Source organism: Vibrio sp. R10-SG3-ISO3 (assembly GCF_059834225.1).
In genome coordinates this window covers 33,169-55,077 of sequence record NZ_JCBDHE010000042.1, presented here as the reverse complement: position 1 = coordinate 55,077, position 21,909 = coordinate 33,169, and the positions used below count along the sequence as shown (strand labels likewise).

General features: G+C 48.2%; 18 protein-coding genes. 11 read left to right on the top strand and 7 right to left on the bottom strand.

Translation table 11 applies throughout. The features are described from left to right. Positions 1-122: 122 nt before the first annotated feature. From AC6R1A_RS11495 to AC6R1A_RS11480, 4 genes are all read right to left on the bottom strand, one after another. Positions 123-2,204 carry a DUF4962 domain-containing protein gene (locus tag AC6R1A_RS11495; protein ID WP_500632443.1) on the bottom strand — a complete coding sequence of 694 codons (2,082 nt, stop codon included), beginning with the start codon at positions 2,202-2,204 and terminating at the stop codon, positions 123-125. A gap of 188 nt (positions 2,205-2,392) precedes the next feature. Further along, complete coding sequence (locus tag AC6R1A_RS11490; RefSeq protein WP_334550595.1) at positions 2,393-3,016, bottom strand: bifunctional 4-hydroxy-2-oxoglutarate aldolase/2-dehydro-3-deoxy-phosphogluconate aldolase; 624 nt, start codon at positions 3,014-3,016, stop codon at positions 2,393-2,395. Between the two features lie 58 nt (positions 3,017-3,074). Further along, positions 3,075-4,007 carry a 2-dehydro-3-deoxygluconokinase gene (gene kdgK / locus AC6R1A_RS11485; RefSeq protein ID WP_500632444.1) on the bottom strand — a complete coding sequence of 311 codons (933 nt, stop codon included), beginning with the start codon at positions 4,005-4,007 and terminating at the stop codon, positions 3,075-3,077. A 31-nt stretch (positions 4,008-4,038) separates the two neighbouring features. Further along, entirely contained in the window at positions 4,039-4,374 is a 336-nt protein-coding gene (locus AC6R1A_RS11480; protein WP_334550598.1) for a cupin domain-containing protein, read from the bottom strand. 311 nt (positions 4,375-4,685) lie between these two features. Between AC6R1A_RS11480 and AC6R1A_RS11475 the strand changes: the two genes are divergently transcribed. The 7 genes from AC6R1A_RS11475 to AC6R1A_RS11445 all read left to right on the top strand — a co-directional run bounded on the left by AC6R1A_RS11475 (position 4,686) and on the right by AC6R1A_RS11445 (position 13,782). Further along, complete coding sequence (locus tag AC6R1A_RS11475; protein WP_500632487.1) at positions 4,686-6,851, top strand: heparinase II/III domain-containing protein; 2,166 nt, start codon at positions 4,686-4,688, stop codon at positions 6,849-6,851. A gap of 22 nt (positions 6,852-6,873) precedes the next feature. Then, the gene (locus AC6R1A_RS11470; protein WP_500632445.1) at positions 6,874-9,027 is read left to right on the top strand and encodes a heparinase II/III domain-containing protein; all 2,154 of its coding nucleotides are present in this window, start codon (positions 6,874-6,876) and stop codon (positions 9,025-9,027) included. Between the two features lie 337 nt (positions 9,028-9,364). Further along, positions 9,365-9,841 carry a hypothetical protein gene (locus AC6R1A_RS11465; RefSeq protein ID WP_500628437.1) on the top strand — a complete coding sequence of 159 codons (477 nt, stop codon included), beginning with the start codon at positions 9,365-9,367 and terminating at the stop codon, positions 9,839-9,841. A gap of 23 nt (positions 9,842-9,864) precedes the next feature. Next, a complete protein-coding gene (locus AC6R1A_RS11460) occupies positions 9,865-10,791 on the top strand; it encodes a tripartite tricarboxylate transporter substrate binding protein (protein ID WP_334550603.1) in 927 nt (308 codons plus the stop codon). Positions 10,792-10,856: 65 nt separating this feature from the next. Continuing rightward, entirely contained in the window at positions 10,857-11,300 is a 444-nt protein-coding gene (locus AC6R1A_RS11455) for a tripartite tricarboxylate transporter TctB family protein (RefSeq protein WP_500631558.1), read from the top strand. A gap of 9 nt (positions 11,301-11,309) precedes the next feature. Then, positions 11,310-12,803: a tripartite tricarboxylate transporter permease gene (locus AC6R1A_RS11450; RefSeq protein WP_500632446.1), complete on the top strand. Its 1,494-nt coding sequence runs from the start codon at positions 11,310-11,312 to the stop codon at positions 12,801-12,803. Positions 12,804-13,050: 247 nt separating this feature from the next. Then, on the top strand, positions 13,051-13,782 hold the full coding sequence (locus tag AC6R1A_RS11445; protein WP_500632447.1) for a BUD32 family EKC/KEOPS complex subunit: 732 nt from the start codon (positions 13,051-13,053) through the stop codon (positions 13,780-13,782). 23 nt (positions 13,783-13,805) lie between these two features. Here AC6R1A_RS11445 and AC6R1A_RS11440 read toward each other — a convergent pair whose 3' ends face one another. Then, positions 13,806-15,161 (bottom strand): MATE family efflux transporter, encoded by a 1,356-nt coding sequence (locus AC6R1A_RS11440; protein WP_500632448.1) that lies wholly within the window; start codon positions 15,159-15,161, stop codon positions 13,806-13,808. Between the two features lie 75 nt (positions 15,162-15,236). Then, a complete protein-coding gene (locus AC6R1A_RS11435) occupies positions 15,237-15,947 on the bottom strand; it encodes a FadR/GntR family transcriptional regulator (RefSeq protein ID WP_500629356.1) in 711 nt (236 codons plus the stop codon). Between the two features lie 536 nt (positions 15,948-16,483). Between AC6R1A_RS11435 and AC6R1A_RS11430 the strand changes: the two genes are divergently transcribed. The 4 genes from AC6R1A_RS11430 (at position 16,484) to AC6R1A_RS11415 (ending at position 20,915) form a co-directional block, all read left to right on the top strand. Next, on the top strand, positions 16,484-17,203 hold the full coding sequence (locus AC6R1A_RS11430) for a FadR/GntR family transcriptional regulator (protein WP_500626929.1): 720 nt from the start codon (positions 16,484-16,486) through the stop codon (positions 17,201-17,203). 209 nt (positions 17,204-17,412) lie between these two features. Continuing rightward, positions 17,413-19,281: a DUF294 nucleotidyltransferase-like domain-containing protein gene (locus tag AC6R1A_RS11425; protein ID WP_500632449.1), complete on the top strand. Its 1,869-nt coding sequence runs from the start codon at positions 17,413-17,415 to the stop codon at positions 19,279-19,281. Further along, complete coding sequence (locus tag AC6R1A_RS11420; RefSeq protein WP_500632488.1) at positions 19,281-19,997, top strand: 3'-5' exonuclease; 717 nt, start codon at positions 19,281-19,283, stop codon at positions 19,995-19,997. Before AC6R1A_RS11425 ends, AC6R1A_RS11420 begins: the two co-directional genes overlap by 1 nt. A gap of 30 nt (positions 19,998-20,027) precedes the next feature. After that, positions 20,028-20,915: a DMT family transporter gene (locus AC6R1A_RS11415; protein ID WP_500632450.1), complete on the top strand. Its 888-nt coding sequence runs from the start codon at positions 20,028-20,030 to the stop codon at positions 20,913-20,915. Positions 20,916-21,008: 93 nt separating this feature from the next. Here the strand turns inward: AC6R1A_RS11415 and AC6R1A_RS11410 are convergent, their stop codons facing one another. Beyond that, the gene (locus tag AC6R1A_RS11410; protein ID WP_500632451.1) at positions 21,009-21,716 is read right to left on the bottom strand and encodes an oligogalacturonate-specific porin KdgM family protein; all 708 of its coding nucleotides are present in this window, start codon (positions 21,714-21,716) and stop codon (positions 21,009-21,011) included. Between the last annotated feature and the right edge of the window lie 193 nt (positions 21,717-21,909).

Genomic DNA, 21,909 nt, shown 5'->3' with positions numbered 1-21,909 from the left:
AGCGAAGAATGATACAAAGGTACTACTTCGAGTACTCCCGACAACGACACTCCAAAAAGTCATACAATTAAAAATAAAAAACCCAGCTTACGCTGGGTTTTTTTTACTACTTACACACTATACTAAGACAGCGAGATTTCAACAGTCTCACCATCAACGGTAAGAATCAGCGACTGCCCTTCTAGCTTATGAGAGACTTCCACTTGCTCACCGGCGTTCTTGTTTGGCACAAGAAGCGTTAGGATGTTGTGCTGTTTTGATGGTTTGAACTGCACTTCAACGTGACGGTGAATTTCAAGATCTTGGTACTCGTATGGGTCAACTTCGCCGAAGCCTTCAACGTTCTTAACAGATTCAATGTTGTCAGCAGACTCGTTGATGAAGTTCACGTCTAGGTGCGCTACTTCGCCACGGATAGTGAATGACTTGTCAGCCACTTCATTCGCGAATGTTGTGTGCATTAGCCAAGTCATGTCTTTCTCTTCAGAAAGAGCAGCCTTGTCTTGCATTACGAATACTTTACCCTTCACAAACCAGATCTTACGCTTGTAAGACTCGATTTCTGGAACGAAGTATTTGTAAGATGCTGTCGCATCACCTTCAACCATCTTGATTTCAGATTCAGTATCGAAGTCAGTGATGTTACCGCCCGCTTCAATACAGAAACGATCTTGGTGACCTTCGTAGCCGGTGTTCTTGTTCTCACCGTACTGACCTTTACCACCGAATAGAGGAAGGTTCTTAGAGAAGGTTTGACGACGCCATTTAGTGTGCATGTCTACACCGAAACCACCGTAGTAGCCAGTGATAGCAGCTAGCGTTTCACCGAATGCGTGCAGAGTGAACGCGTTTTGGTCACCGTGTGAGTGAGAGATAGAGCCAAATGGTGAACACTTGAAGACCATGTGGATGTGGTTATCACGCTCAGTCATCTTGTTGTGGAATGCCGCCCAACCTGTGATTGGGAATACTTTCAACAGTGGATCGTTTGACGGTGCTTTCTCTTCTGGCGCATCCCAAAGGATGTTGAAGCGTAGGTCGTCGTAGCCGAAGTCCCACCAACCGAAGTTGTAGAATTTCGTGTGAGCTTCAGTATCACGGCCTTTAAGCTGGTTGTAGTACCAAACGTATTCAGGCTTCTGGTTAACACCTGCGTAGTGCTTGATGTTGTAAGCCAGTTTTAGACCTGGGAAGTCACCAATTGATGACTGGTCACAGAAGCTCGCGCGCTTAGAGTGAACAGGCATACAGTATAGTGGGAAGTCACCAGTGTTTTCGTAGAATGTCTTGTTGAACATATCTACGCCACAGTAGGCTTTCAATAGGTCGAATGCTTCGCCTAGGAATGCAGTTTGCGTGTTCCAGTAGTCAGGACCTTCAGCCCAACCGCCGTCTTCACCGCCCCAAGGTGGGTAGTGTACTGCGTAGTATTCCAGAGCGTATGCGATGTACTCGCCTGCTTTCGGGTGATCGTGGTAAAGCGCGATACACGTTGGGATAATAGCAGAAGAGATTGAACGTACACCGTGGCTGTTTAGAGGGTTGTTCAGTAGATCAACTGTCACGCGTAGGTGGTGCATGATTTCGTCAAGACGCTCGATTAGTGCATCTTGAACTTGCTGACGCTCTTCATCAGTGAAGTAAGCGTGTAGCCAGTCGTAACCCCAAGCCATGGCTGCGATTACACGGAAAGCGGCTTCGTCGTTGTAACCACGAGAAGTGACGCCTTCTGGATCGTAAGTCGAGAGCTTTAGAGTCCAAGCTTTTGCTTTGGCGATGAGCTCTTCGTCTTCTTTCACGATACCAGCGATGGCAAGGTTACGTGTCGCGTTAAGCGCCATTTGGCAATCAACGTACATTTGACGCCAGTAAGGACGCCATAGAGAAGCTTTGCCTACCGTCTCTTCTGGGTAAGGTTGAGGCTCTTCAAATGGTGCGGTATCTAGGAACTTAACCGTTGAGTTGTTGTAGAAGTCATCGAACATGCAGTGAGATTCATCTGCGCGTACCGCGGCTTTAAACGCGTCTAGGTCCGCAGATTGAACAAGAAGACGCGGACGCGCTTCGCTTAGGTTGTCCAGGAACGACAAATCAAAATCGCGCTTTTGTACTTCGATTGGGAGTAGATCGACAAGGTTACCTGCTGAAGTGTCATTTTCCAGCTTCATCTTCCTGATCGCATCAAGAGATTTTTGGTTGCTCATGTTAACTCTCTTTGTAGTGAGGGTTTGAAGGGTATGGGCAATAATATAAATCTTATTGTAGGACAATTAAACCTTAAAACGCGAAAAATGGGCTTTTTTGTCATTTCCGTGACCTAAAACAAATTGACAGCTCAGAAACGCAAAAAAGCGAGCACACGGCTCGCTTTCATCATCGATTTGGTGTCGGCTTAGTTTACGTGCGCAACCGCCGCCTTCACTAGTGCACCTAGCTCGTCCCACTTACCTTCGTCCATCAGGTTCGTTGGTACCATCCAAGTACCGCCACACGCTAGTACAGAAGGGATAGATAGGTAATCATCCACATTCTTAAGGCTAACGCCACCCGTTGGCATGAAGTTAACTGGGTAAACCGCTGTCAATGCTTTTAGCATAGGCACGCCGCCTGAAGGCTCAGCAGGGAAGAACTTCAACGTACGAAGACCCATTTCCATCGCTTGCTCAACAAGGCTTGGGTTGTTCACGCCAGGAACGATCGCCACGCCTTTGTCTAGGCAGTATTGCACGGTACGAGGGTTAAAACCTGGGCTAACGATGAAATCAACGCCCGCATCGATAGACGCGTCCACTTGCTCGTTCGTTAGAACGGTACCTGAACCGATCAGCATGTCCGGGAACTCTTTACGCATCACGCGGATCGCTTCAATGGCACATTCAGTACGTAGCGTGATCTCTGCGCAAGGCATGCCGTTTTCTACCAACGCACGACCTAGAGGAATCGCGTGCTCAACTTTGTTGATGGCGATAACAGGGATCACTTTCAGGCTTGCTAGTTTTTCGTTCAATGTTGTCATAATGTTTAGACTCTCTCGTTATAAAGCTCGCACAAAGGCGAGCTTACTATTCATTCGATTACAAAGGTAAATCTGGCATTACATCACGAGGAATGATCGCACCTTTGTGCTGAATCACTTGTCCTGCCATGCAGTGGCCGTTGAATGCTGCTTCTTGTGCGTTACCGCCCGTCAGACGTTTCGCTAAGAAACCGGCGCTGAATGAATCACCTGCTGCTGTGGTGTCAACCACGTTGCTGACCGGTTTTGGCGCGACGTAGTTCGCCTCTTCACCTTCAACGACGAGGCAATCTTGCGCACCACGTTTGATGATGATCTCTTTTACGCCCGCTTCCGATGTGCGCTTGATGCACTCTTCAAGGTGTTCATCACCGTACAATGCCTGCTCATCTTCAAACGTCAACAACGCAGTGTCGGTCAGAGACAGCATCTTCGAGTACCACTCAATCGCTTCAGCTTGGTCTGCCCATAGCTTAGGACGGTAGTTGTTATCGAAGAATACTTGACCGCCGCGCTCTTTGTATTGCGTTAGGAAGTTGATCAACGTCTCACGGCCCACTGGGGTCAAAATCGCGAGCGTAATACCGCTTAGGTAAACCGCGTCAAAGCCAAACAGCGCATCAATCAATGCTTTAGACTCAGGCTGCTCGAACATAAACTTCGCTGCCGCTTCGTTACGCCAGTAGTGGAAGTAACGCTCGCCAGTATCATCGGTTTCGATGTAGTACATACCTGGGTTTTTGCCGTGAATTCGCATCACGTGTGACGTATCGATCCCCTCTTCTTGCCAAACCTGTAGCATCTCAGTACTGAACGAGTCTTCACCCAGCGCCGTAATGTAACTGGTGTTCACATCGTGACCTTTGGTCAAGCGAGAGAGGTAGAGTGCGGTGTTTAGTGTGTCACCACCGAATGATTGCTTTAGTTCACCTTCTTTCTTCTGAAGCTCAACCATACATTCGCCGATGATAGCAACGTTAATCATTTTCATTGTTTACCTTAGCAATTGAACTGCCAATGAATTACTTCAGGAAGTCTTCACGTGCAGGGTTAAAGACGTCTAGCAGGATACTGCCTTCTTCGAGCGCAACCGCGCCATGAACAAAGTGTTTCGGTGCGATGTACGCATCGCCTGGCTTCAGTACTTTTTTCACGCCGTCCACTTCTGCTTCGAAACTGCCTTTCACTACGTAGCCGATTTGATCGTGAATTTCGTGAGCGTGAGGGTGACCAATCGCGCCTTTATCAAACTCAAGGTGAACCGCCATCAAGTCGTCAGTATAGCCAACAATTTTACGTTTAATCCCGCCGCCAATGTCTTCCCAAGGGTGATCGTCTAAAAGAAAAAATGGATTCATCGTTTTGCTCCTAAAATCTAGCGTAGTGCTGTTTGTTCACATCATACCTCAGTGAGATTAATTGTAATACAATACAAACCAAAAGTGTGACGCAAATCAAAAATGAAACTACGTTTCAACTATTTCACCATCAATTATCGAACAAGAAAACGTCGAGTAAATCTCTGTGTTCTGGCCCGTTAATTCAGGTCCTCAATGCGAATTCAGTGATTTCGCTCATCATTTTTCCTCTCTACCCTACCATAATAATCAATATTGTATTACTTTATGTGACAAATAATTTCTCTGCTACACCCAAAGGTGACGAGGACATAACGATGAACGCGCTCTTATTCACGCAAGATGAACTGACACTCCTACGCCAGGAAGTGGGTCAGCCCACCTTAATGGGCAAGACCATCGACAAACACTGTCGTGAACTTGAAGCGTTTATGCGCTTACCCCTCGAAGTACCCGGTCACGGTGAAGCCGGTGGCTACGAACACAATCGCCACAAACAGAACTACACATACATAAACCTTGCTGGACGCTTGTTTCTGGTCACACAAGATGAGCGATATGCAGCGTTTGTTCGTGATTTACTCGATGGCTATGCGGATATCTATTTAACGCTTGATTATCAAGTTCAGAAGAATACCAACCCCACTGGACGATTGTTCCACCAGATCCTTAATGAACATGGCTGGCTTCTGTTTGCCAGCATTGCCTATTCCTGTGTTTCTCACACTATGAGTGAAGCGCAAAGAACGCGCATTATTGATCGCCTCTTTGTGCCGATGATTGAAATGAGTACAGAGAAGTATGCACACCGTTTTGACCATATTCATAATCATGGTGTCTGGGCAGTCGCCGCTGTCGGTGCCTGCGCCGTCGCGATTGATAAACCTGAGTACTTGGAGATGGCCGTCTATGGCCGCGATAGAAACGCAACGAGCGGATTTTTAGATCAAGTATCGCACCTCTTCTCCCCATCGGGTTATTACCTTGAAGGGCCTTACTACTCTCGTTTTACCATTCGACCGTTAGTGCTGTTTGCCGAGATCATCCACCGACACCTACCTGAGGTCGATATTTACCGCTATAAAGATGGTGTGGTCGGTAAAACCGTGCAAGCGTTGTTGGCGACCGCTTACCCCAATGGGGTGTTCCCTGCTCTGAATGACGCCTCACAAAGCATGAGCATCAACGATGCCGGCGTGCAGGTCGCCGTGAGCATCTATGGTGCGCATTATGGTTTGGACGATAACATTCTAGGCATGGCGAAAATTCAACAAGGCGTTTGGATGCATCCTTGCGGTTTGGCACTCTCTAATGCCTTTGAAGAGGTTCAGGCGCAGCGTGAGATTGGTCTACCCTACTGGCCAAGTGTTGAACTGTGTGAAGGTCCAAATGGCGATCAAGGTGCACAAGGCTTTATCCGCATGCAAGATCCAAGTGGCGATGTAACCCAACTTGTGATGAATTATGGCATGCACGGCATGGGGCATGGCCATTTCGATACCCTTGGCATCACCCTATTCAATCGCGGTCAAGAAGTGCTACGTGAGTATGGCTTTGCGCGTTGGGTCAACATTGAACCTAAGTTTGGTGGACGCTACTTAGCCGAAAACCCATCGTATGCTCGCCAAACCGTTGCTCATAATCTGGTCACCGTTGATCAAAAGTGCCAGAACCAATTCGACGTCGAACGCGCAGACACTCGCAGCGGGACTCCACACTTTTTCGATGCGACTCAAGAGACACTAAAGGGCATGAGCGCATTCGCCAACGAGCATGTGGATGGTTGCGACATGCAGCGCAGTGTCTTTTTACTCAGCCTAGACGAGCTAGAAGCGCCACTCTTGATTGACCTGTACCGCATCGACAACCAACCGGACCAAGCCAATACGCTGCACAGTTACGACTACACACACCAATATCAAGGTCAAATCATTCGTAGCAACGTGGAGTATTTCACCCATCAAGAGCTGCGCCCACTGGGCGATAGCCACGGTTATCAGCACCTATGGAACGTGGCAGAAGGAGAAGTCGCAGATTGTGCATTGGTCAGTTGGCTTCAGGGCCACAGCTACTACACTTGGGTTGGCGCGAGTTCAAATCCGAGCAACAAGCTAATCTTTACACGCACAGGGGCCAATGACCCTAGTTTCAATTTGCGCAGCGAACCCGCCTTTCTGCTTCGAAGTGAAGGCCCGTCGACGGTGTTTGCCTCTGCGCTTGAAACGCACGGCTATTTTAATGAAGAATTTGAACAGTCGGTCAATGCTCGAGGCCAAGTGGAGTCCATCCAAGTGGTTGCCAATAGCGATGCAGGGAGCGTTGTGCAGATCCGCACCCGCCTCCATGAAATTACCTTGATGGTCAGCCACCAGCAGCACGTGGCTGAGAATACGCCGCACCAAGTGGCGGACACAGAGAATGCAAACATTTACAGCTGGAACGGTGCCTACGCGTTAGACATCACCCCAAATAACTAAGTATCGGTCAGGAGACAACATAATGAGCTATCAACCTCTATTAATGAATGTTGAGGAAGCAGCTGAACTACGTAAAGCACTTGGCACGGATAGCCTATTAGGACGCGCATTGGCGCGCGACATCAAAAAAACCGACCAATATATGACACAGGTTGGCATTGAAGTCCCTGGTCATGGTGAAGGTGGCGGTTATGAGCATAACCGCCACAAGCAGAACTATATCCACATGGATTTGGCGGGTCGTTTGTTTCTCATCACCCAAGAAGATAAGTATCGTGACTACATTGTCGATATGCTCACCGCTTACGCCAAAGTGTACCCAACGCTTGAGAGCAATGTCAGTAAAGATACCAACCCACCAGGCAAGATCTTTCACCAGACACTGAATGAAAACATGTGGATGCTCTACGCATCGTGCGCCTACTCTTGTGTCTACCAGACACTATCGGATGAGCAAAAGGCGCTGATCGAAAACGATCTCTTCAAGCAGATGATTGACTTGTTTGTTGTCACCTATGGCCATGATTTTGATATCGTTCACAACCACGGTCTTTGGGCAGTGGCTGCGGTCGGTATTTGTGGTTATGCCATTAACGATCAAGCCTCGGTTGATAAAGCACTGTATGGTCTGAAGTTGGACAAGGTCAGTGGCGGCTTCTTAGCACAGCTTGATCAACTATTCTCGCCCGATGGCTACTACATGGAAGGCCCCTACTACCACCGCTTCTCACTGCGTCCTATTTACCTGTTCGCCGAAGCGATTGAGCGCCGTCAGCCAGAGATTGGGATCTACGAGTTCAATAACTCGGTCATTAAGACGACGTCTTACGCAGTGTTCAAAACCGCGTTCCCAGACGGCACCTTACCAGCGTGCAACGACTCGTCAAAAACCATCTCTATCAATGATGAAGGCGTGGTGATGGCGACGTCTGTTTGCTTCCATCGCTATGAACAGAACGAAACCTTGCTCGCGATGGCCAACCACCAACAGGACGTATGGGTACACATCTCAGGTAAAACGCTCTCTGATGCGGTTGCGAATGCCAGCGACATCAAGCCATTCAACTGGGGGAGCTTATACATTACCGACGGCCCACAAGGTGAGAAAGGGGGTCTCGGTATTTTGCGTCACCGCGATGCGCAAGACGACGACACCATGGCATTGATCTGGTTTGGGCAACACGGCTCTGATCACCAATACCACTCAGCACTCGATCATGGTCACTACGATGGTTTGCATCTGAGCGTATTCAATCGCGGCGTAGAGGTCCTGCACGATTACGGCTACGGTCGCTGGGTCAATGTCGAGCCTAAGTTTGGTGGACGCTACATCCCGGAGAACAAGTCGTACTGCAAACAAACGGTCGCCCACAACACCGTGACGGTGAATCAGAAAACGCAGAACAATTTCAACACTGCCCTGGCAGAGTCAAAGTTTGGTGAGAAGCACTTCTTCAACATCGACAACGCCAAACTGCAAGGCATGAGTGGTTGTATCTGTGATTACTATGAAGGCACGCAGATGCAGCGCAGCATCCTACTTGCCGAGTTACCCGAGTTTGAAAAACCGCTGGTGATTGATGTCTATCGAATCGAATCCGAGCAGGAGAACCAGTACGACCTTCCTGTACACTACAGCGGCCAGATCATTCGTACCGACTTTGAATACAACACACACTCCACACTCAAGCCGCTTGGCGATTCTGACGGTTATCAGCACCTTTGGAACCTAGGCTCAGGTAAAGTTGAAGGCAGCGCGCTGGTCAGTTGGCTAGTGAAAAACAGCTACTACACATTAGTCACCAGTGCGACTGCTGACAGCGAAGTGATTTTTGCTCGTCTCGGCGCCAGCGATCCTGACTTCAACCTACGCAGTGAGCCAGCGTTGATTCATCGCCAAAGTGCAAAAGATCATGTCTTTGCTTCCGTCCTTGAGACACACGGTTACTTCAACGAAGAGTTTGAACAATCCGTCAATGCACGTGGTCTTGTCAACGCGGTGACCGTGGTGGGTCACAACGAAGTCGGCACTGTGATTCGTATCGATACAACGTCAGGTAATCACTACCACTACGCCATTTGTAACCTTGATGAACAGGCACAACATGGCGAGCACAGTGTTGAATTTAATGGTACTGCCTACACCTGGCAGGGTGCCTTTGCCCAAATTGATTAGACCGTGTTCGGTTCGCTCGTTGGCTCCACCGACTAAGTGCCCCTCTCTCACATGGACTTATTGATGTAAAAATCGAACTAAGACAAAAGCCGAGCATCCCGCTCGGCTTTTTATTTACAAGTTATCATATGACAAAATAACCACGCCTGTGATGAGGATTTCATCGTGCTCGCGATCACTAAAACCTCCCTTTAGACCTTTAAATATCTGAGCCAGAGCACTGTTTGGCACTCTCAATAGTGATCAAAATAACAGTCAGTCAATTCTGCGTTGTTCATTATTAAAATAATACAATATCATTTGATTGTGATTAGGACGTAACACGGAATTAATGCCCATGAAGAAGGATCACGTATCCATAGCTAAAGATGCCGTCGAACTTGTCAAACCCGCTATAGACAAGCTCTTTGAGCGAACCAATCGCCAGGAGCTACACATAGTGATCATGGACCCAAGGCTCAAACCTTGGGAGGCAAGCTTCGAAGAGGCCATTTTGTACCAAACCTCACTGGGCTCTCCAGATGAGTGGACCATCCCTTTTGACCAATTTGCCCTTAATAAAGCTAAGCAAGCATGGCGCAGCGGTCAACCTAACCTGGTCAACCAAACCCTGCACACATCATCACTGCAATCGGAGGATCTGCTGTTCTATGGCTCCTTTGTATACGGCGATGTCGTCGTCGCGTGCAGCGGCGTCGAACAATGGTACGACATGCTCATCAGCGGATGGCTAGCCGTCGCATTTGAGCAACTGTGCATGAGCGAGTACCAAAACAATAAAAGTAACAACCCTACACAAACTTACCGAAACTGAACGTGAAGAGAAGGTCTAAGACTATGAGCAAACTACTGAAATCTCTACTGGTTACCGCGGGCATTATGGCTTCAGCGAGCGCTATCGCCGCCGACTATCCGACCAAAAACATTCGACTTGTTGTTCCCTTTGGTGCGGGTGGCGGTACGGATGCCGTAGGTCGTACCTTGGCCAATTCTGCCAAAGATATTCTCGGTCAAAACATTGCCGTGATGAACCGTACTGGTGGTGCAGGCGCCGTAGGCATGAGCTTTGGTGCTCAACAACGTCCCGATGGCTACACACTGACGGTCGTTACACGCGAAATTGCGTCATTACCTCAAATGGGACTCATGCAACACGACGCGAGCGATTTTAAATTGATCCGTTTGGTCAACCTTGACCCTGCGGTTGTGTTGGTGCACAAAGACAGCCCATACAACACCATCAACGATCTGATTGCCGAAGCCAAAAAAGGCGATGGCGTCGTGAAGTTTGCCTCCACCGCAGCGCCAAACTTCTACCTAATGGCTCTAGAAAAAGACCAAGGCATCAAGTTAAACGCCATTCCTTACAACGGTGCAGCGGAAGCCATCCCGTCTGTATTGGGTAACCACACCGACGTGACTATGGTTACGCCAGGAGAAGCGATTGCGCAGCTTCGTTCAGGTCAGCTTAAAGCGCTCGGCGTGATGTCTAATGAGCGTATCTCGTACATTCCAGATGTCCCAACCCTCAAAGAACAAGGCGTTGATGTGGTAACAGGTACATGGCGTGGTATTGGCGCGCCAAAAGACACGCCAGATGAAATCATTGAGACCTTAGGTAAAGCCTTTGATGAAGCAATGGCATCTGCTGAGTTCAAACAGTTCATGGAAAAAGGTGCGATGACTATCCACAACATGAACGCCGAAGAGTTTACTCAGTTCGTCAAAGACGATACCAAAGCACTGAGCACACTCATCAACTGATCGACGTCGAGTTATTGGGAGCCTTCTCTTGAGGCTCCCATTTTTTGCTGTATCAAGGTGTCCCTATGATGAACCGTCATGTAATTTTCCCTTCTCTCATGATTGTATTGAGCGCACTGACTCTTGCAGTCATCACTCAGTTTGATCAACCGAGATTTCAAGATGCGAGCGTCAACGCACAATTCTTCCCGAGCGTGATCGCTATGATGCAAATCGTCATCTGCGTTGCGCTGATTATTCAACACAAGCTCAAAACCACTGCGTCTAGCGATGCGCCGATTTTCTCCAAAATGGCGTGGTTCGGTTTGGCCTTTCTCATTACGTATGCCGCGCTCATCAGCGTGATCGGTTACTTGTATGCCAGCTTACTCGCGTTCACCCTCTACCTGATCTGCTTTAGAGTGAAAAAGCCGGTATTTTATGCCGTGGCGTGGGTATTTGTCTTTTCTGTTTACTATCTGTTTGGCGAGGTGTTTTACATTGCTTTGCCCGACGGCTACTTCTATTAAGGAGGGCGTATGTTAGAACATCTGTTTAACGGCCTCTTGACGGCTTTTAGCCCAGCTGTATTGCCAGTGCTGATTTTCGGCGTTGTCGGCGGTATTGTACTTGGCGCCCTACCAGGATTGACCGCGACGATGGGGGTCGCCATTTTACTGCCTTTCACCTTCGGCATGGAGTCCACTCCGGCACTGGTGATGCTTATCGGCGTCTACATTGGGGGCATTTACGGCGGCTCTATCGCGGCGATTTTACTTAAGACGCCCGGTACACCCGCTTCCGCAGCGACGGTGTTGGATGGGCATACACTTGCGGCGAAAGGCCAGGCCGCCCGTGCACTCAGTATCTCAGCTGTCGCGTCCTTTATTGGTGGATTGATCAGTACCATAGTCTTGATAGCCATCGCGCCCCTATTGGCCAATTTCGCCCTACGCTTCAACGCGCCGGAATATTTCGCCCTCGCCCTGTTTGGCTTAACCATCATCGCCAGTGTCTCGGCACAAAATATTCTTAAAGGCTTGTTAGCTGGCACCATTGGCTTACTGGTCTCTACGATAGGCTTAGACCCTATCAGCAGCGTACCCAGATTCACTTTTGGCGTGATGGATTTATACAGTGGCGTGAACGTCATTCCGGTTCTGATTGGTCTGTTTGCTCTGTCTGAGGCCATCAATCAAATTGAGAAACTCCTCAATGAGAAACGTGCCTCAATCGCCAAATTCGACCACACATTGCTCAGCCGATCTGATTTAAAAGAGATGATGCCCACCGCGGTGAAAAGCGGCGTACTTGGCACGTCCATCGGTTCTGTGCCCGGTGCGGGTGCAGACATTTCGGCCTTCGTTTGTTACAACGAAGCCAAACGGGTCTCGAAAAATCCTGATGAATTTGGCAAAGGCTCAGTGAAAGGTCTCGCCGCCGCAGAGGCTGGAAACAACGGTGTTACCGGCGGTGCATTAGTCCCCCTATTGACGCTTGGTGTACCCGGCGATGCGGTCGCCGCCGTACTACTTGGTGCCTTGATTGTGCAAGGCCTCACACCGGGTCCATTGCTCTTTGCGCAAAATCCAGATGTCGTTTACGGTGTGTTTAGCTCGATGTTGGTCGCCAATGTAGTGATGCTCATCGTCGGCTTAGTTGGCATTCGTTTTTTCTGTCGCATCATCGAAGTGCCGAAGCTTTTAATGATACCCATCATCATTTTCTTATCGATCGTCGGTGCCTATGCCATCAATAACTCCATGTTCGATGTCGGTATTGCGATTGCATTTGGCCTACTTGGATTTGTATTGGGTAAGCTTGATATTCCATCCTCACCCATCTTACTCGCCATCATTCTTGGCCCTATGGCCGAAACGAACTTACGAAAAGCTCTATTGATGTACGATAACTCCTGGTCATTCCTCTATGAACGTCCAATCGCCCTTGGCTTTGTCTTATTGGCCATCTTCTCTGTCTACTCAACAATGAAGATGAAAAAGAAAGCCAAACTCGAATCCGCGCACCAGTAAGCTTTTCCCTTCCCCAGACTCCCAAGCCTGCTTGGGAGTCGTCACACCACAGTTTGTTACATTATGCCAAGTTGGAATAGCCGTTATTCGTCATCAACAACGCCGGATTTTGCTATACTCCCCGCGCAACGCTCCAGACCAATTAAATCACTGATTTAATTGGCTTATTACATAAACTAGAGTAATACCTCTCCTCTATTTGCGTTGCTAGTTGATAAGATTTCTGCGCGTTCAAATAGGTACGGTTATGGGTTTTAAACATCGAAAAACGTTTATTTATCAGTTGAAAAGACACGATAAGCGCTACTGGATGAAATTCTGTGGTGAGAACAAACGTAATCCAATTAACCGCCTATTCAATCGTCTGATGACGCTGTCAGAAAAAAGCCAAAATTGGCAGTTACACAGTGGCTTCGACACCAAAACGCGCTTTTTGCTTGAACAGAGTCACTTGATTGAGGCGGCAAAACGGTCACTCCCGGTGCCTCGCGTCGTGATGCAAGGTCGCGGGTTGTTTGTTACCGAGTGTGCCGGCCAGCCTTTGACCGAGTCGCACACTGTCTCCCCCAAACAGCGCTTAACCAAAGCGATGCGCGGGCTGATTGCGTTTCACCAACAAGACATGATTCATGGCCGTCCGGCGATGCGGGATATTTTAATCAATCACGCTGGACAGGTGACCTACATTGATTTCGAAGAGTCGCGCTTCTCTGCCTGCCAGACACTGCGCACGCGCGATGTGCTCTTGCTTTTACTCGACTCCTATCGTTTACCGCGAGTCAGTCAAGCCACACGTTTGGCGCTCCTTACTGAGTGGCAACAGCAAGTGGGACAAGGCAGTACGCACAACCTAGCCGTTGTCGCACGCTTTCTCACCTACAATCGCTGGATGGCCAAGTTAGTGCTGACGTTTAAATCGAACCGATTGTCACGCCAGCTTTTACTACTTGAGCGCCTATTGAGCCGCGCACTTCGTTAGTGCGCTCATCATCTAGAAGCGCTCTAGTCATACATCAATTGTTTGGCTTTTTCTGCATCAAACTCATCCAAAGAACGTCTGGCTAAGCGTCTAAACGGCCACGCTTTGACGATTTCTTCAAGTGGCATCACAGCAAACGCCCAGAAAATACTGCCTTCTAGCCACAGTACGATGCCAGCGCACAGCGGCAGCGCAATCACCCATTGCCCCGTAAAGTTGATCTTAAAAACTTCAGTGGTTTTACCCAAAGCACGCAAAACCTGCCCATGCACGGTGTTATAGCCCCGCACAATCGGAAGGAATATATACAAAGGTGCAATCACCGCCAGTGCAAGGTAGGTGTCGGGGTCCAAATTGGAATACAAATGGGGCAACAGAAAGCTTAATCCTAAAAAGGCCAAGCAAGACAATGCCGAGATGGTCACCGCGACATCAATACTGACATCGACGTTCTTGCGTAAGTCATCCAGCTGCTTAGAACCAATCGCTTGGCTAATGGTAATGGCCGATGAGACGGCCCACGCCGTGATGAACTGATTACCCGCCTTAACCCAAGGCATAATAATGGTGATCGCCACGTAGGAATAAAGCGGCAACTGCGAAAAAGTCAGCATGTACAGTGTTGCGCCCGTCATCAGCATAGTGACATTAGCCGCCACGGGAAAGATCTCTTTAAAGTGGTTGATAGCGTTGCGCCGCAATGACGCATCCAAAGTGCGCAGCGAGAGACGCACATGACTACGCTGTAAGCAAAGGACGAGAAACAGCAGCCGAACAGTAATCGCCACCAAGCTTCCGATTGCCGCCCCTTGCACCCCAACGCCTTGCCATGACCCCATACCGTAAATCATCGCGTATGAAACCGCGACGTTAATAGGCGCTTCAAGTAGGTACCCTTTAAACGGCAACTTGGTTTTCCCCAGTGCGTTAAAGAGGGCAATCATCACCTGCGTCGCCGCGTTGATGACCACAATGTACTTCGCCACCGATAAGTAACGCGCGGTTTCTTGCTTTAAAAGGTCATCATTGGTCAGCGCACTAATAAGCGCACTGTCTGCGAGCATCAACAAGGCTAAAAACAGCACAGCAATACAGCCATTAATCAAAATCGCCGCCCAGAAGCCCTTATTCAGCGCACTCTCTTGACCAGAGCCAAACGCGCGACTGAGCACCAATTGCGAGCCATTGGCCAATGAGATTTGAATCCCGAGCAAGAAAGAGACGATGGTAAACGCTATCCCCATCGCCGCTAGCGATATCTCACCAAGCGGTGACACCAACAAGGTGTCGATCATCAGCATGGATTGCATCAGCAATGCATTGAGTGCTAAGGGCCAAGCAAGCGATAGGTTTTTGCGAACGTAAGGGTTAAGGGGCATGGTGATGACTCGATTTCCGATGCTTAAACAAACGAAAAAACGTCACCGAAGTGACGTTATTGGGGTGATTCTTTTTCAAACGACTTGCGCTAAACGCTGGTTCTCATCATTCAGTAGCGTTTGAGAGGCGAGACGCGCCGCATCCGATTTTCCTGCCATGATCGCATCGTAAATGCGTTGGTGCTCGGCTAAACAAAACCGTCCGCCTTCTGCCGACTCATCAATAAACTCGCGGAAGATAGTGGAGAGGATATTGCTAAACGGCAAGAAAAACTGATTACCTGTTGACTGAAAAATCAGTTGGTGAAATAAGTGATCGTTTTCTGTCCACTGCGCCATGTTGTGGCTCTGTGCCGCAAAGGTCATGCGCTGAAACACAATAGACAGATCTTTACGCTGAGCGACCGAGGCATGTTTCGCGGCAAGGGCGCACGCTTCTGGCTCAATCGCTTTTCTCAGTCCGAGGAACTGCGCAAGAAAACGTTGATTATCCTCTAAATCTTGGATCCATTCCATCAACTGAGGGTCAAGAAAATGCCAATTATTACGCCCTTGAACTCGCGTTCCTACCCGGGGTTTGGACTCAATAAGTCCTTTGGCGGACAAAAGTTTGATCGACTCACGTAATGAGGTTCGACTGACACCAAAAATGTCACACATCTCCAGCTCACAAGGCAACTTTTCCAGAGGCTGCAATCCCCCCGATAAAATGCGCCGAGCGATCTGCCGCGCGACTTGAACGTGAATTTTACGGCTTGAATCCTCGACTGAGGTAAATGTCGCCATACAGTACTCCCGATGCACCCAATGATGACCAGGTTCACGACAAGGCCATAGTGAGCACAGACACAATGATATAATCGAAACACTCTCAGCAAGAAGAACGCTTGAATTATAAAAAGCCAGTCAGCGTCGGCTTTTGGGTCAGACGAAGGGTTGCGTGGAGAGAAAAACACACCAAACACCATTAATAATACAATAATATCAATTTTTAACAACTTAATTTCTCAGTAAAATAACCACCCAACAAAATAAACCTTTGTTTCATTTAATATTTGTGAACCAGTTCAAACTCAAGAAATAATGCGCAGATTTAACACGCATTTAGTCACAAAAAGGCGCAAAAAACAGACGCAACTCGCCCCTCTCTACGTGCTAGATTGAGCCTTTTGAGTGATCGTGCGAGCCTTTATGGCACAAAGAGTGTGAGTCAATCGCGCTTTGCAAAAGCAATGGTTGGTCAACGGTGAGAAGAGTGCTATATTTAGGCTTAAATAATACTTATATTTTTAATTGAAACAGGTCGAAGAAGTAGCAATATGATGACTGGAGCTTTTAACTCAATCGCAGGTTCAAAACGTAGCCTGCACGTACAAGTCGCGAGAGAAATCGCTCGAGGCATTTTATCTGGCAAATTGGCACAAGGCTCTATTCTCCCTGGTGAGATGGAATTATGTGAACAATTTGGCATCAGCCGCACTGCCCTGCGCGAAGCCGTCAAATTGCTGACCTCGAAAGGCATGCTTGAGTCACGACCTAAAGTCGGAACCAGAGTGGTCAATCGTGCCTACTGGAACTTCCTCGACCCTCAACTGATTGAGTGGATGGATGGACTAACAGACACTGACCAGTTCTGCTCACAGTTCTTGGGTCTGCGCCGTGCCATTGAACCCGAAGCGTGCGCACTTGCCGCCATCCATGCGTCGGCTGATGAGCGCATTGAACTTTCTGAGACCTTCCAACAGATGGTTGAGATTGCCGAAGCTGACGTGTTTGACCAAGAGCGCTGGATGGAAGTGGATACGCGATTCCACAGCCTGATCTTCAACGCAACCGGTAATGATTTCTACCTGCCTTTTGGTAACATTCTGACCACCATGTTTGTCAACTTTATTGCGCACTCGTCAGAGGAAGGCAGCACTTGCATCAATGAGCACCGCCACATCTACGATGCGATCATGGCGGGCAACCCAGACAAAGCGCGTCAAGCGTCTATCGTTCACCTGCAAGATTCGAAGCACCGCCTCGCAGCAGTGAACTGATCACTGGCACATATCAAACTCAAAGCCCTCGCCGATGCGAGGGCTTTGTCATTTTCAACATAAATCATCCAACTTACTGCAAGCCTAGCGCACTTCTATCTCGCCTAACCTCCCAAAATTTCCGCAAAAGTTGACTTAAATTTGGACTTCACCCAGCAACAGGGGCTATCATAAGACAATTCATTTTGACTCGTTGACTCACATCGCTCATGACCGAATCTTTACTGCCAAATATTGTCCAATTTATCGCGCAAATTGACCCTTTTGATAAGCTGCCTAAAACCGCAGTGCGTGAATTGGCAGGGAATGTTCAGATCACCTATTTGTGCAAAGGAGACACCGTAGATCTATGTAAGGAGGGCAAAGAAAAATCCCTCTACATGATCCGCACCGGCTCAATGGAGCAACGTAAAAACGATGGCGTCTTGCGCGCCAAGCTCGAAGCTGAAGATATTTTTGGTTTTACCTTCCTCTCAAAAGATGTCGATAGTAACAGCGATAAAGGCTACAAAGCGATTGCGCTAGAAAACACCCTGCTCTACATCGTGCCTCACTCAGCCCTGAAGGCTCTGTTTAAGGCACACCCTGAATGCGCAGAGCACTTTGCTTCCCAAGCTCAAGTGCGGCTTAAATCTGCATTAGATGTGGTGTGGTCAAACAAAGAGAAAGGCATCTTTATCAAGAAGGTCTCTGAGGTTGCCAGTGGTCGCGTTGCGATTGGTGATGCTAAAGATTCCATCAAGAAAGTTGCCAAAGAGATGCTGATCAAACGCTCACCGTGTGCGGTGATCTACGAGGACGAAAAAATTGTAGGTCTCATCACGGACCGTGACATGACCAAACGCGTCATCGCACAGGACGTCAGCACCGATGAGCCGATTTCCAAAGTCATGACACTGTCGCCGCTGACCATCAGCCCAGATGATCTTGTGATGCACGCTGCCTCTATGATGATGCAGTTCAACATCCGTAACCTGCCTTTGGTCAAAGGCAACAAAGTGGTCGGTTTGCTTACCACCACCCACTTGGTGCAAAACCACCGCGTGCAAGCCATCTTCTTGATTGAAAAGATTAAATACTCAGGCAGTATCAAGACATTGGCCAGTTACACACCGGAAAGACAAGCAATTTTCGAAGCTCTGGTCGAGGGCCATGTCGCACCAGAAGTGATCGGTAAAGTCATGACAATGATCATGGATGCCTATACGCGCCGTTTGATTCAAATTGCTATCGACAAATTGGGACCGCCGCCGTGTGAGTTCTCTTGGTTGGTGGCCGGGTCTCATGCACGTAATGAAGTTCACATGCTGTCGGATCAAGACAGTGCGATCGTTCTCGCCGACGACGCCACCGACAGTGATAAAATCTACTTTAAACACATGGCGATGATGGTCTCCAATGGATTAGCGAGCTGTGGTTACCCCTTATGCCCTGGCAAGTACATGGCCGCGACGCCCAAATGGTGCCAGCCGCTGAGCGTTTGGAAGCACTACTACAAAAAGTGGGTCGCGAATCCAGAATATGAGCGGCTGCTGAATATCAGCGTGTTCTTAGAGATTCGCTCCGTCTACGGCAACAAAGAGTTTGAGCAGATCCTCCGTGATGAGTTGCATCGCAACATCCGTGATAACCATGCTTTCTTGAGTATCCTCGTCAATGATTCGGTGCAAACCAACCCACCACTCGGCATCTTTAACAAGCTCGTTTTAGAAAAATCTGGCGAGAACAAGAAAACACTCAATATTAAGAAATACGCCATCAACTTGATCATTGATTTGGCACGTATCTATGGATTAGCAGTGGAGTCCGATGTCTCTGCAACCGACGAGCGTTTTAAAGCCGCGTTTGAAAAAGGCATCATGAGTGAAGATTCGTATAAGAACATCTTGCGTGCCTATCAGTTTATTCTCTCATTTCGCTTTAGCCATCAAGTGGAAGCGCTCAAACGCGGTGAGGTGGCAGATAACCACATCAACCCAGACAGCTTCGGTAGCTTTGAGCGTAATCACCTAAAAGATGCGTTCCGTATCGTTTCTGAGCTACAAGACGGGGCGAAGATAAGGTTTGGCTCACGATGATTCAGCTCTTTAATCGCTATTTCCATCCGCTGTCCCATCACATTAAAGCGCGCGAGCATTACCTTGCGAATGTTCGTCTCGCCGATGTGTTTTACCCGTTGGTGAAACAACCTGAACTCAATTTGTTGACGCTTGCAAGTGACTACGACTATTTGGTTGTCGACCTTGAGACGACGGGCTTAGACAGTGAAGTAGATAGAATTTTGTCGATTGGTTGGGTCACGCTCTCCGCCGAGTCTATCGATATGACCTCGGCGCACCACTACTATGTTAATAGCCGTTCGCAAATCAAAGCCGAGACAGCAGTCATCAACCACATTACGCCACAAATGCTTGAAGATGGCATTTCGATTCATGATGCGATGAACACCTTCTTTGAAGCCGCACACGGCAAAATACTCGTCGCGCACGGTTGTATGGTAGAAAGCAATTTCATCAATCGTTACTTATCTAAATCATTTGGCCTGAACGCTTTTCCTCTCACCTGGCTCGACACCTTGTGTATCGAAAAGAAGATGGCAAAAGCGATCAATCACCACGAAGAGATCGACGTGTCGCTCTCAGCCACACGACAACGCTATCAACTACCCGAATATTTCGCCCACAACGCCCTCACGGATGCGGTCGCCACGGCAGAACTTTTATTGGCGCAGAAAAAACGCATCGCTTCCCACAAGACGGTGACGCTGAGCCAGTTGTATAAACTCAGTCATTAACTCGGTTTTCCCGCACCTTAAACACACTGTATGAAAAAAAATGATGTCTCGTTCGCCATCTTCCTGCTGGTTGGCGCAAACTTACTCGCTTCACTGTCTGATGTATCGTTAAAAATCCTCAATGGTGAAGTCCCGACATTTCAATATGTCTTCCTCCGTCAATTGATTAGCCTCACTCTGCTACTGCCCTTTTGGTGGTCACTCCCCAAGCAGCGCCGTCGAATGGGCTGTGATGGCATTACCTTTTGGCGCGCACAATTGATTTTATTGGGAAGCGCATGTGCCATGGTGGCCATTACTCACCTGCCCTTGGCGACCGCGAATGCGATTTTCTACGTTGGGCCACTGTTAGTGTTGCCGCTTTCCATCGTATTTTTGGGAGAGCGCCCTTCCGCGGGCAAAATTTTTGCCACGCTACTGGGCTTTATTGGTGTTTTGATTGTCTTGCGCCCGGAGCACTTTCACTGGGCGGCCATCATCGCGCTAGGCAGTGCGCTCGCCATGGGGGTGGGTAACATTCTCATCAGACGTATGCCTCAAAATCAGCCCTTGGTGTGCACTCTGTTTTGGACCACCTTAATGACTCTGCCCATCGGCGCCGTCATTGCCTACCTTGAGTGGCAACCTATCGAATGGCACCACGTAGGCTGGATTGTAGCGATCAACCTGTTTGTGCTGAGCTACCATGCCCTTGTTGTACAAGCCTTTCGCCGAGCCCCCGCCAGCCAAATCGCGCTCGCCGAATACTCTGGCCTTGCCTTTGTCACTCTGTTTGGTGTGATGTGGTTTGATGAAATCCCTGATTTGTTCACAGCGCTAGGCATAATACTGATTATTGTTCCAATGATGCCAATACGTTGGAAACGGTGGATAAGAGGAAAGAAACGCACAGTCACCTCCGCTCAGCCCGAAGTGTAAGCATCAAACTCCTGACAAGCATTGATATATTGTGGCTCTCTACAAAAAGACCTAGCACAAACGCTAGGTCTTTTCACTATCTACTATGAGGAGTTAGAAGCTATACTTCACACCTACACGGTAACGTAAAGTGTAATCTTCTTTATAAGCGGAACCGTCGTCCTTGGTCGTGATGACACCAAGTTCTGCAAACGGTACCCAACCACTTTCCAGACCTTTGTACTCACCGAAGAAGTTTACGAGATGATCTGAACCTTTGTTTTTCCAACCACCACTCTGTAGATCTTTATACTCTAAATCGACGCCAAAGCTGCTCCAACCTAAGTTGTAGCTGCTCACTAGATTATATTGATGGTAGTGACCGTTACTATCCGAACGATTCGCTTTTGCTTGGTAACCATAACGGTAGCGAAGACTAGTGGTCCACTCGTCAGTAATTTTTGCGATACCACGAATGTTGAACTTATGTGTCACTTGATTGGCGTTGTTGCTTGCATCTGCCGCGTAGGAAGGTTGTAGAGTGAATGTATCATTCAACTTGTGGTTGTAACTTACCCCTACTTCATGACCGTTGTTAATGAGACCTTTTTGTTTATCACTATCTTGATAGCGCCATTTTGCTTCCGCTGAGAAACCAATGCCGTTGCTAAAACGGTGAGAGACCGAAATACGATCTGCATGGCTGTAGTCCGCATCGTCACGATCAATGTATTCGTGACGCAAGTTAATCGTCGTGGCGGATACCGCAGTTGTTGCTAATAGAGTGGCCACCGCGAGTGAGGTTTTAGTCAGCTTTTTCATTTTTAGACCTTATTATGTGTTAATGTAATACAAATATAATAACTAAAAACCACAATCCCTTTCTGTGACTTTCATCACCTGGTTTGTTTTTTAACTAAAAGCCAATCCAGAGAATAAATTTAATACTTTGTTTTATAACGAATTTATGTAAAAACACTTTGAAAACCTATTGTTGAGCGTGTGATCTAAAGCT

Bases quoted from the DNA above. Each gene is read 5' to 3' on its own strand.
- AC6R1A_RS11430 (WP_500626929.1), top strand. From the start codon at position 16,484: ATGACTGGAGCTTTTAACTCAATCGCAGGTTCAAAACGTAGCCTGCAC.
- kdgK (WP_500632444.1), bottom strand. From the start codon at position 4,007: ATGAAAATGATTAACGTTGCTATCATCGGCGAATGTATGGTTGAGCTT.
- AC6R1A_RS11460 (WP_334550603.1), top strand. From the start codon at position 9,865: ATGAGCAAACTACTGAAATCTCTACTGGTTACCGCGGGCATTATGGCT.
- AC6R1A_RS11445 (WP_500632447.1), top strand. From the start codon at position 13,051: ATGGGTTTTAAACATCGAAAAACGTTTATTTATCAGTTGAAAAGACAC.
- AC6R1A_RS11415 (WP_500632450.1), top strand. From the start codon at position 20,028: ATGAAAAAAAATGATGTCTCGTTCGCCATCTTCCTGCTGGTTGGCGCA.
- AC6R1A_RS11470 (WP_500632445.1), top strand. From the start codon at position 6,874: ATGAGCTATCAACCTCTATTAATGAATGTTGAGGAAGCAGCTGAACTA.
- AC6R1A_RS11495 (WP_500632443.1), bottom strand. From the start codon at position 2,204: ATGAGCAACCAAAAATCTCTTGATGCGATCAGGAAGATGAAGCTGGAA.
- AC6R1A_RS11480 (WP_334550598.1), bottom strand. From the start codon at position 4,374: ATGAATCCATTTTTTCTTTTAGACGATCACCCTTGGGAAGACATTGGC.
- AC6R1A_RS11425 (WP_500632449.1), top strand. From the start codon at position 17,413: ATGACCGAATCTTTACTGCCAAATATTGTCCAATTTATCGCGCAAATT.
- AC6R1A_RS11450 (WP_500632446.1), top strand. From the start codon at position 11,310: ATGTTAGAACATCTGTTTAACGGCCTCTTGACGGCTTTTAGCCCAGCT.
- AC6R1A_RS11465 (WP_500628437.1), top strand. From the start codon at position 9,365: ATGAAGAAGGATCACGTATCCATAGCTAAAGATGCCGTCGAACTTGTC.
- AC6R1A_RS11440 (WP_500632448.1), bottom strand. From the start codon at position 15,161: ATGCCCCTTAACCCTTACGTTCGCAAAAACCTATCGCTTGCTTGGCCC.
- AC6R1A_RS11435 (WP_500629356.1), bottom strand. From the start codon at position 15,947: ATGGCGACATTTACCTCAGTCGAGGATTCAAGCCGTAAAATTCACGTT.
- AC6R1A_RS11410 (WP_500632451.1), bottom strand. From the start codon at position 21,716: ATGAAAAAGCTGACTAAAACCTCACTCGCGGTGGCCACTCTATTAGCA.
- AC6R1A_RS11490 (WP_334550595.1), bottom strand. From the start codon at position 3,016: ATGACAACATTGAACGAAAAACTAGCAAGCCTGAAAGTGATCCCTGTT.
- AC6R1A_RS11455 (WP_500631558.1), top strand. From the start codon at position 10,857: ATGATGAACCGTCATGTAATTTTCCCTTCTCTCATGATTGTATTGAGC.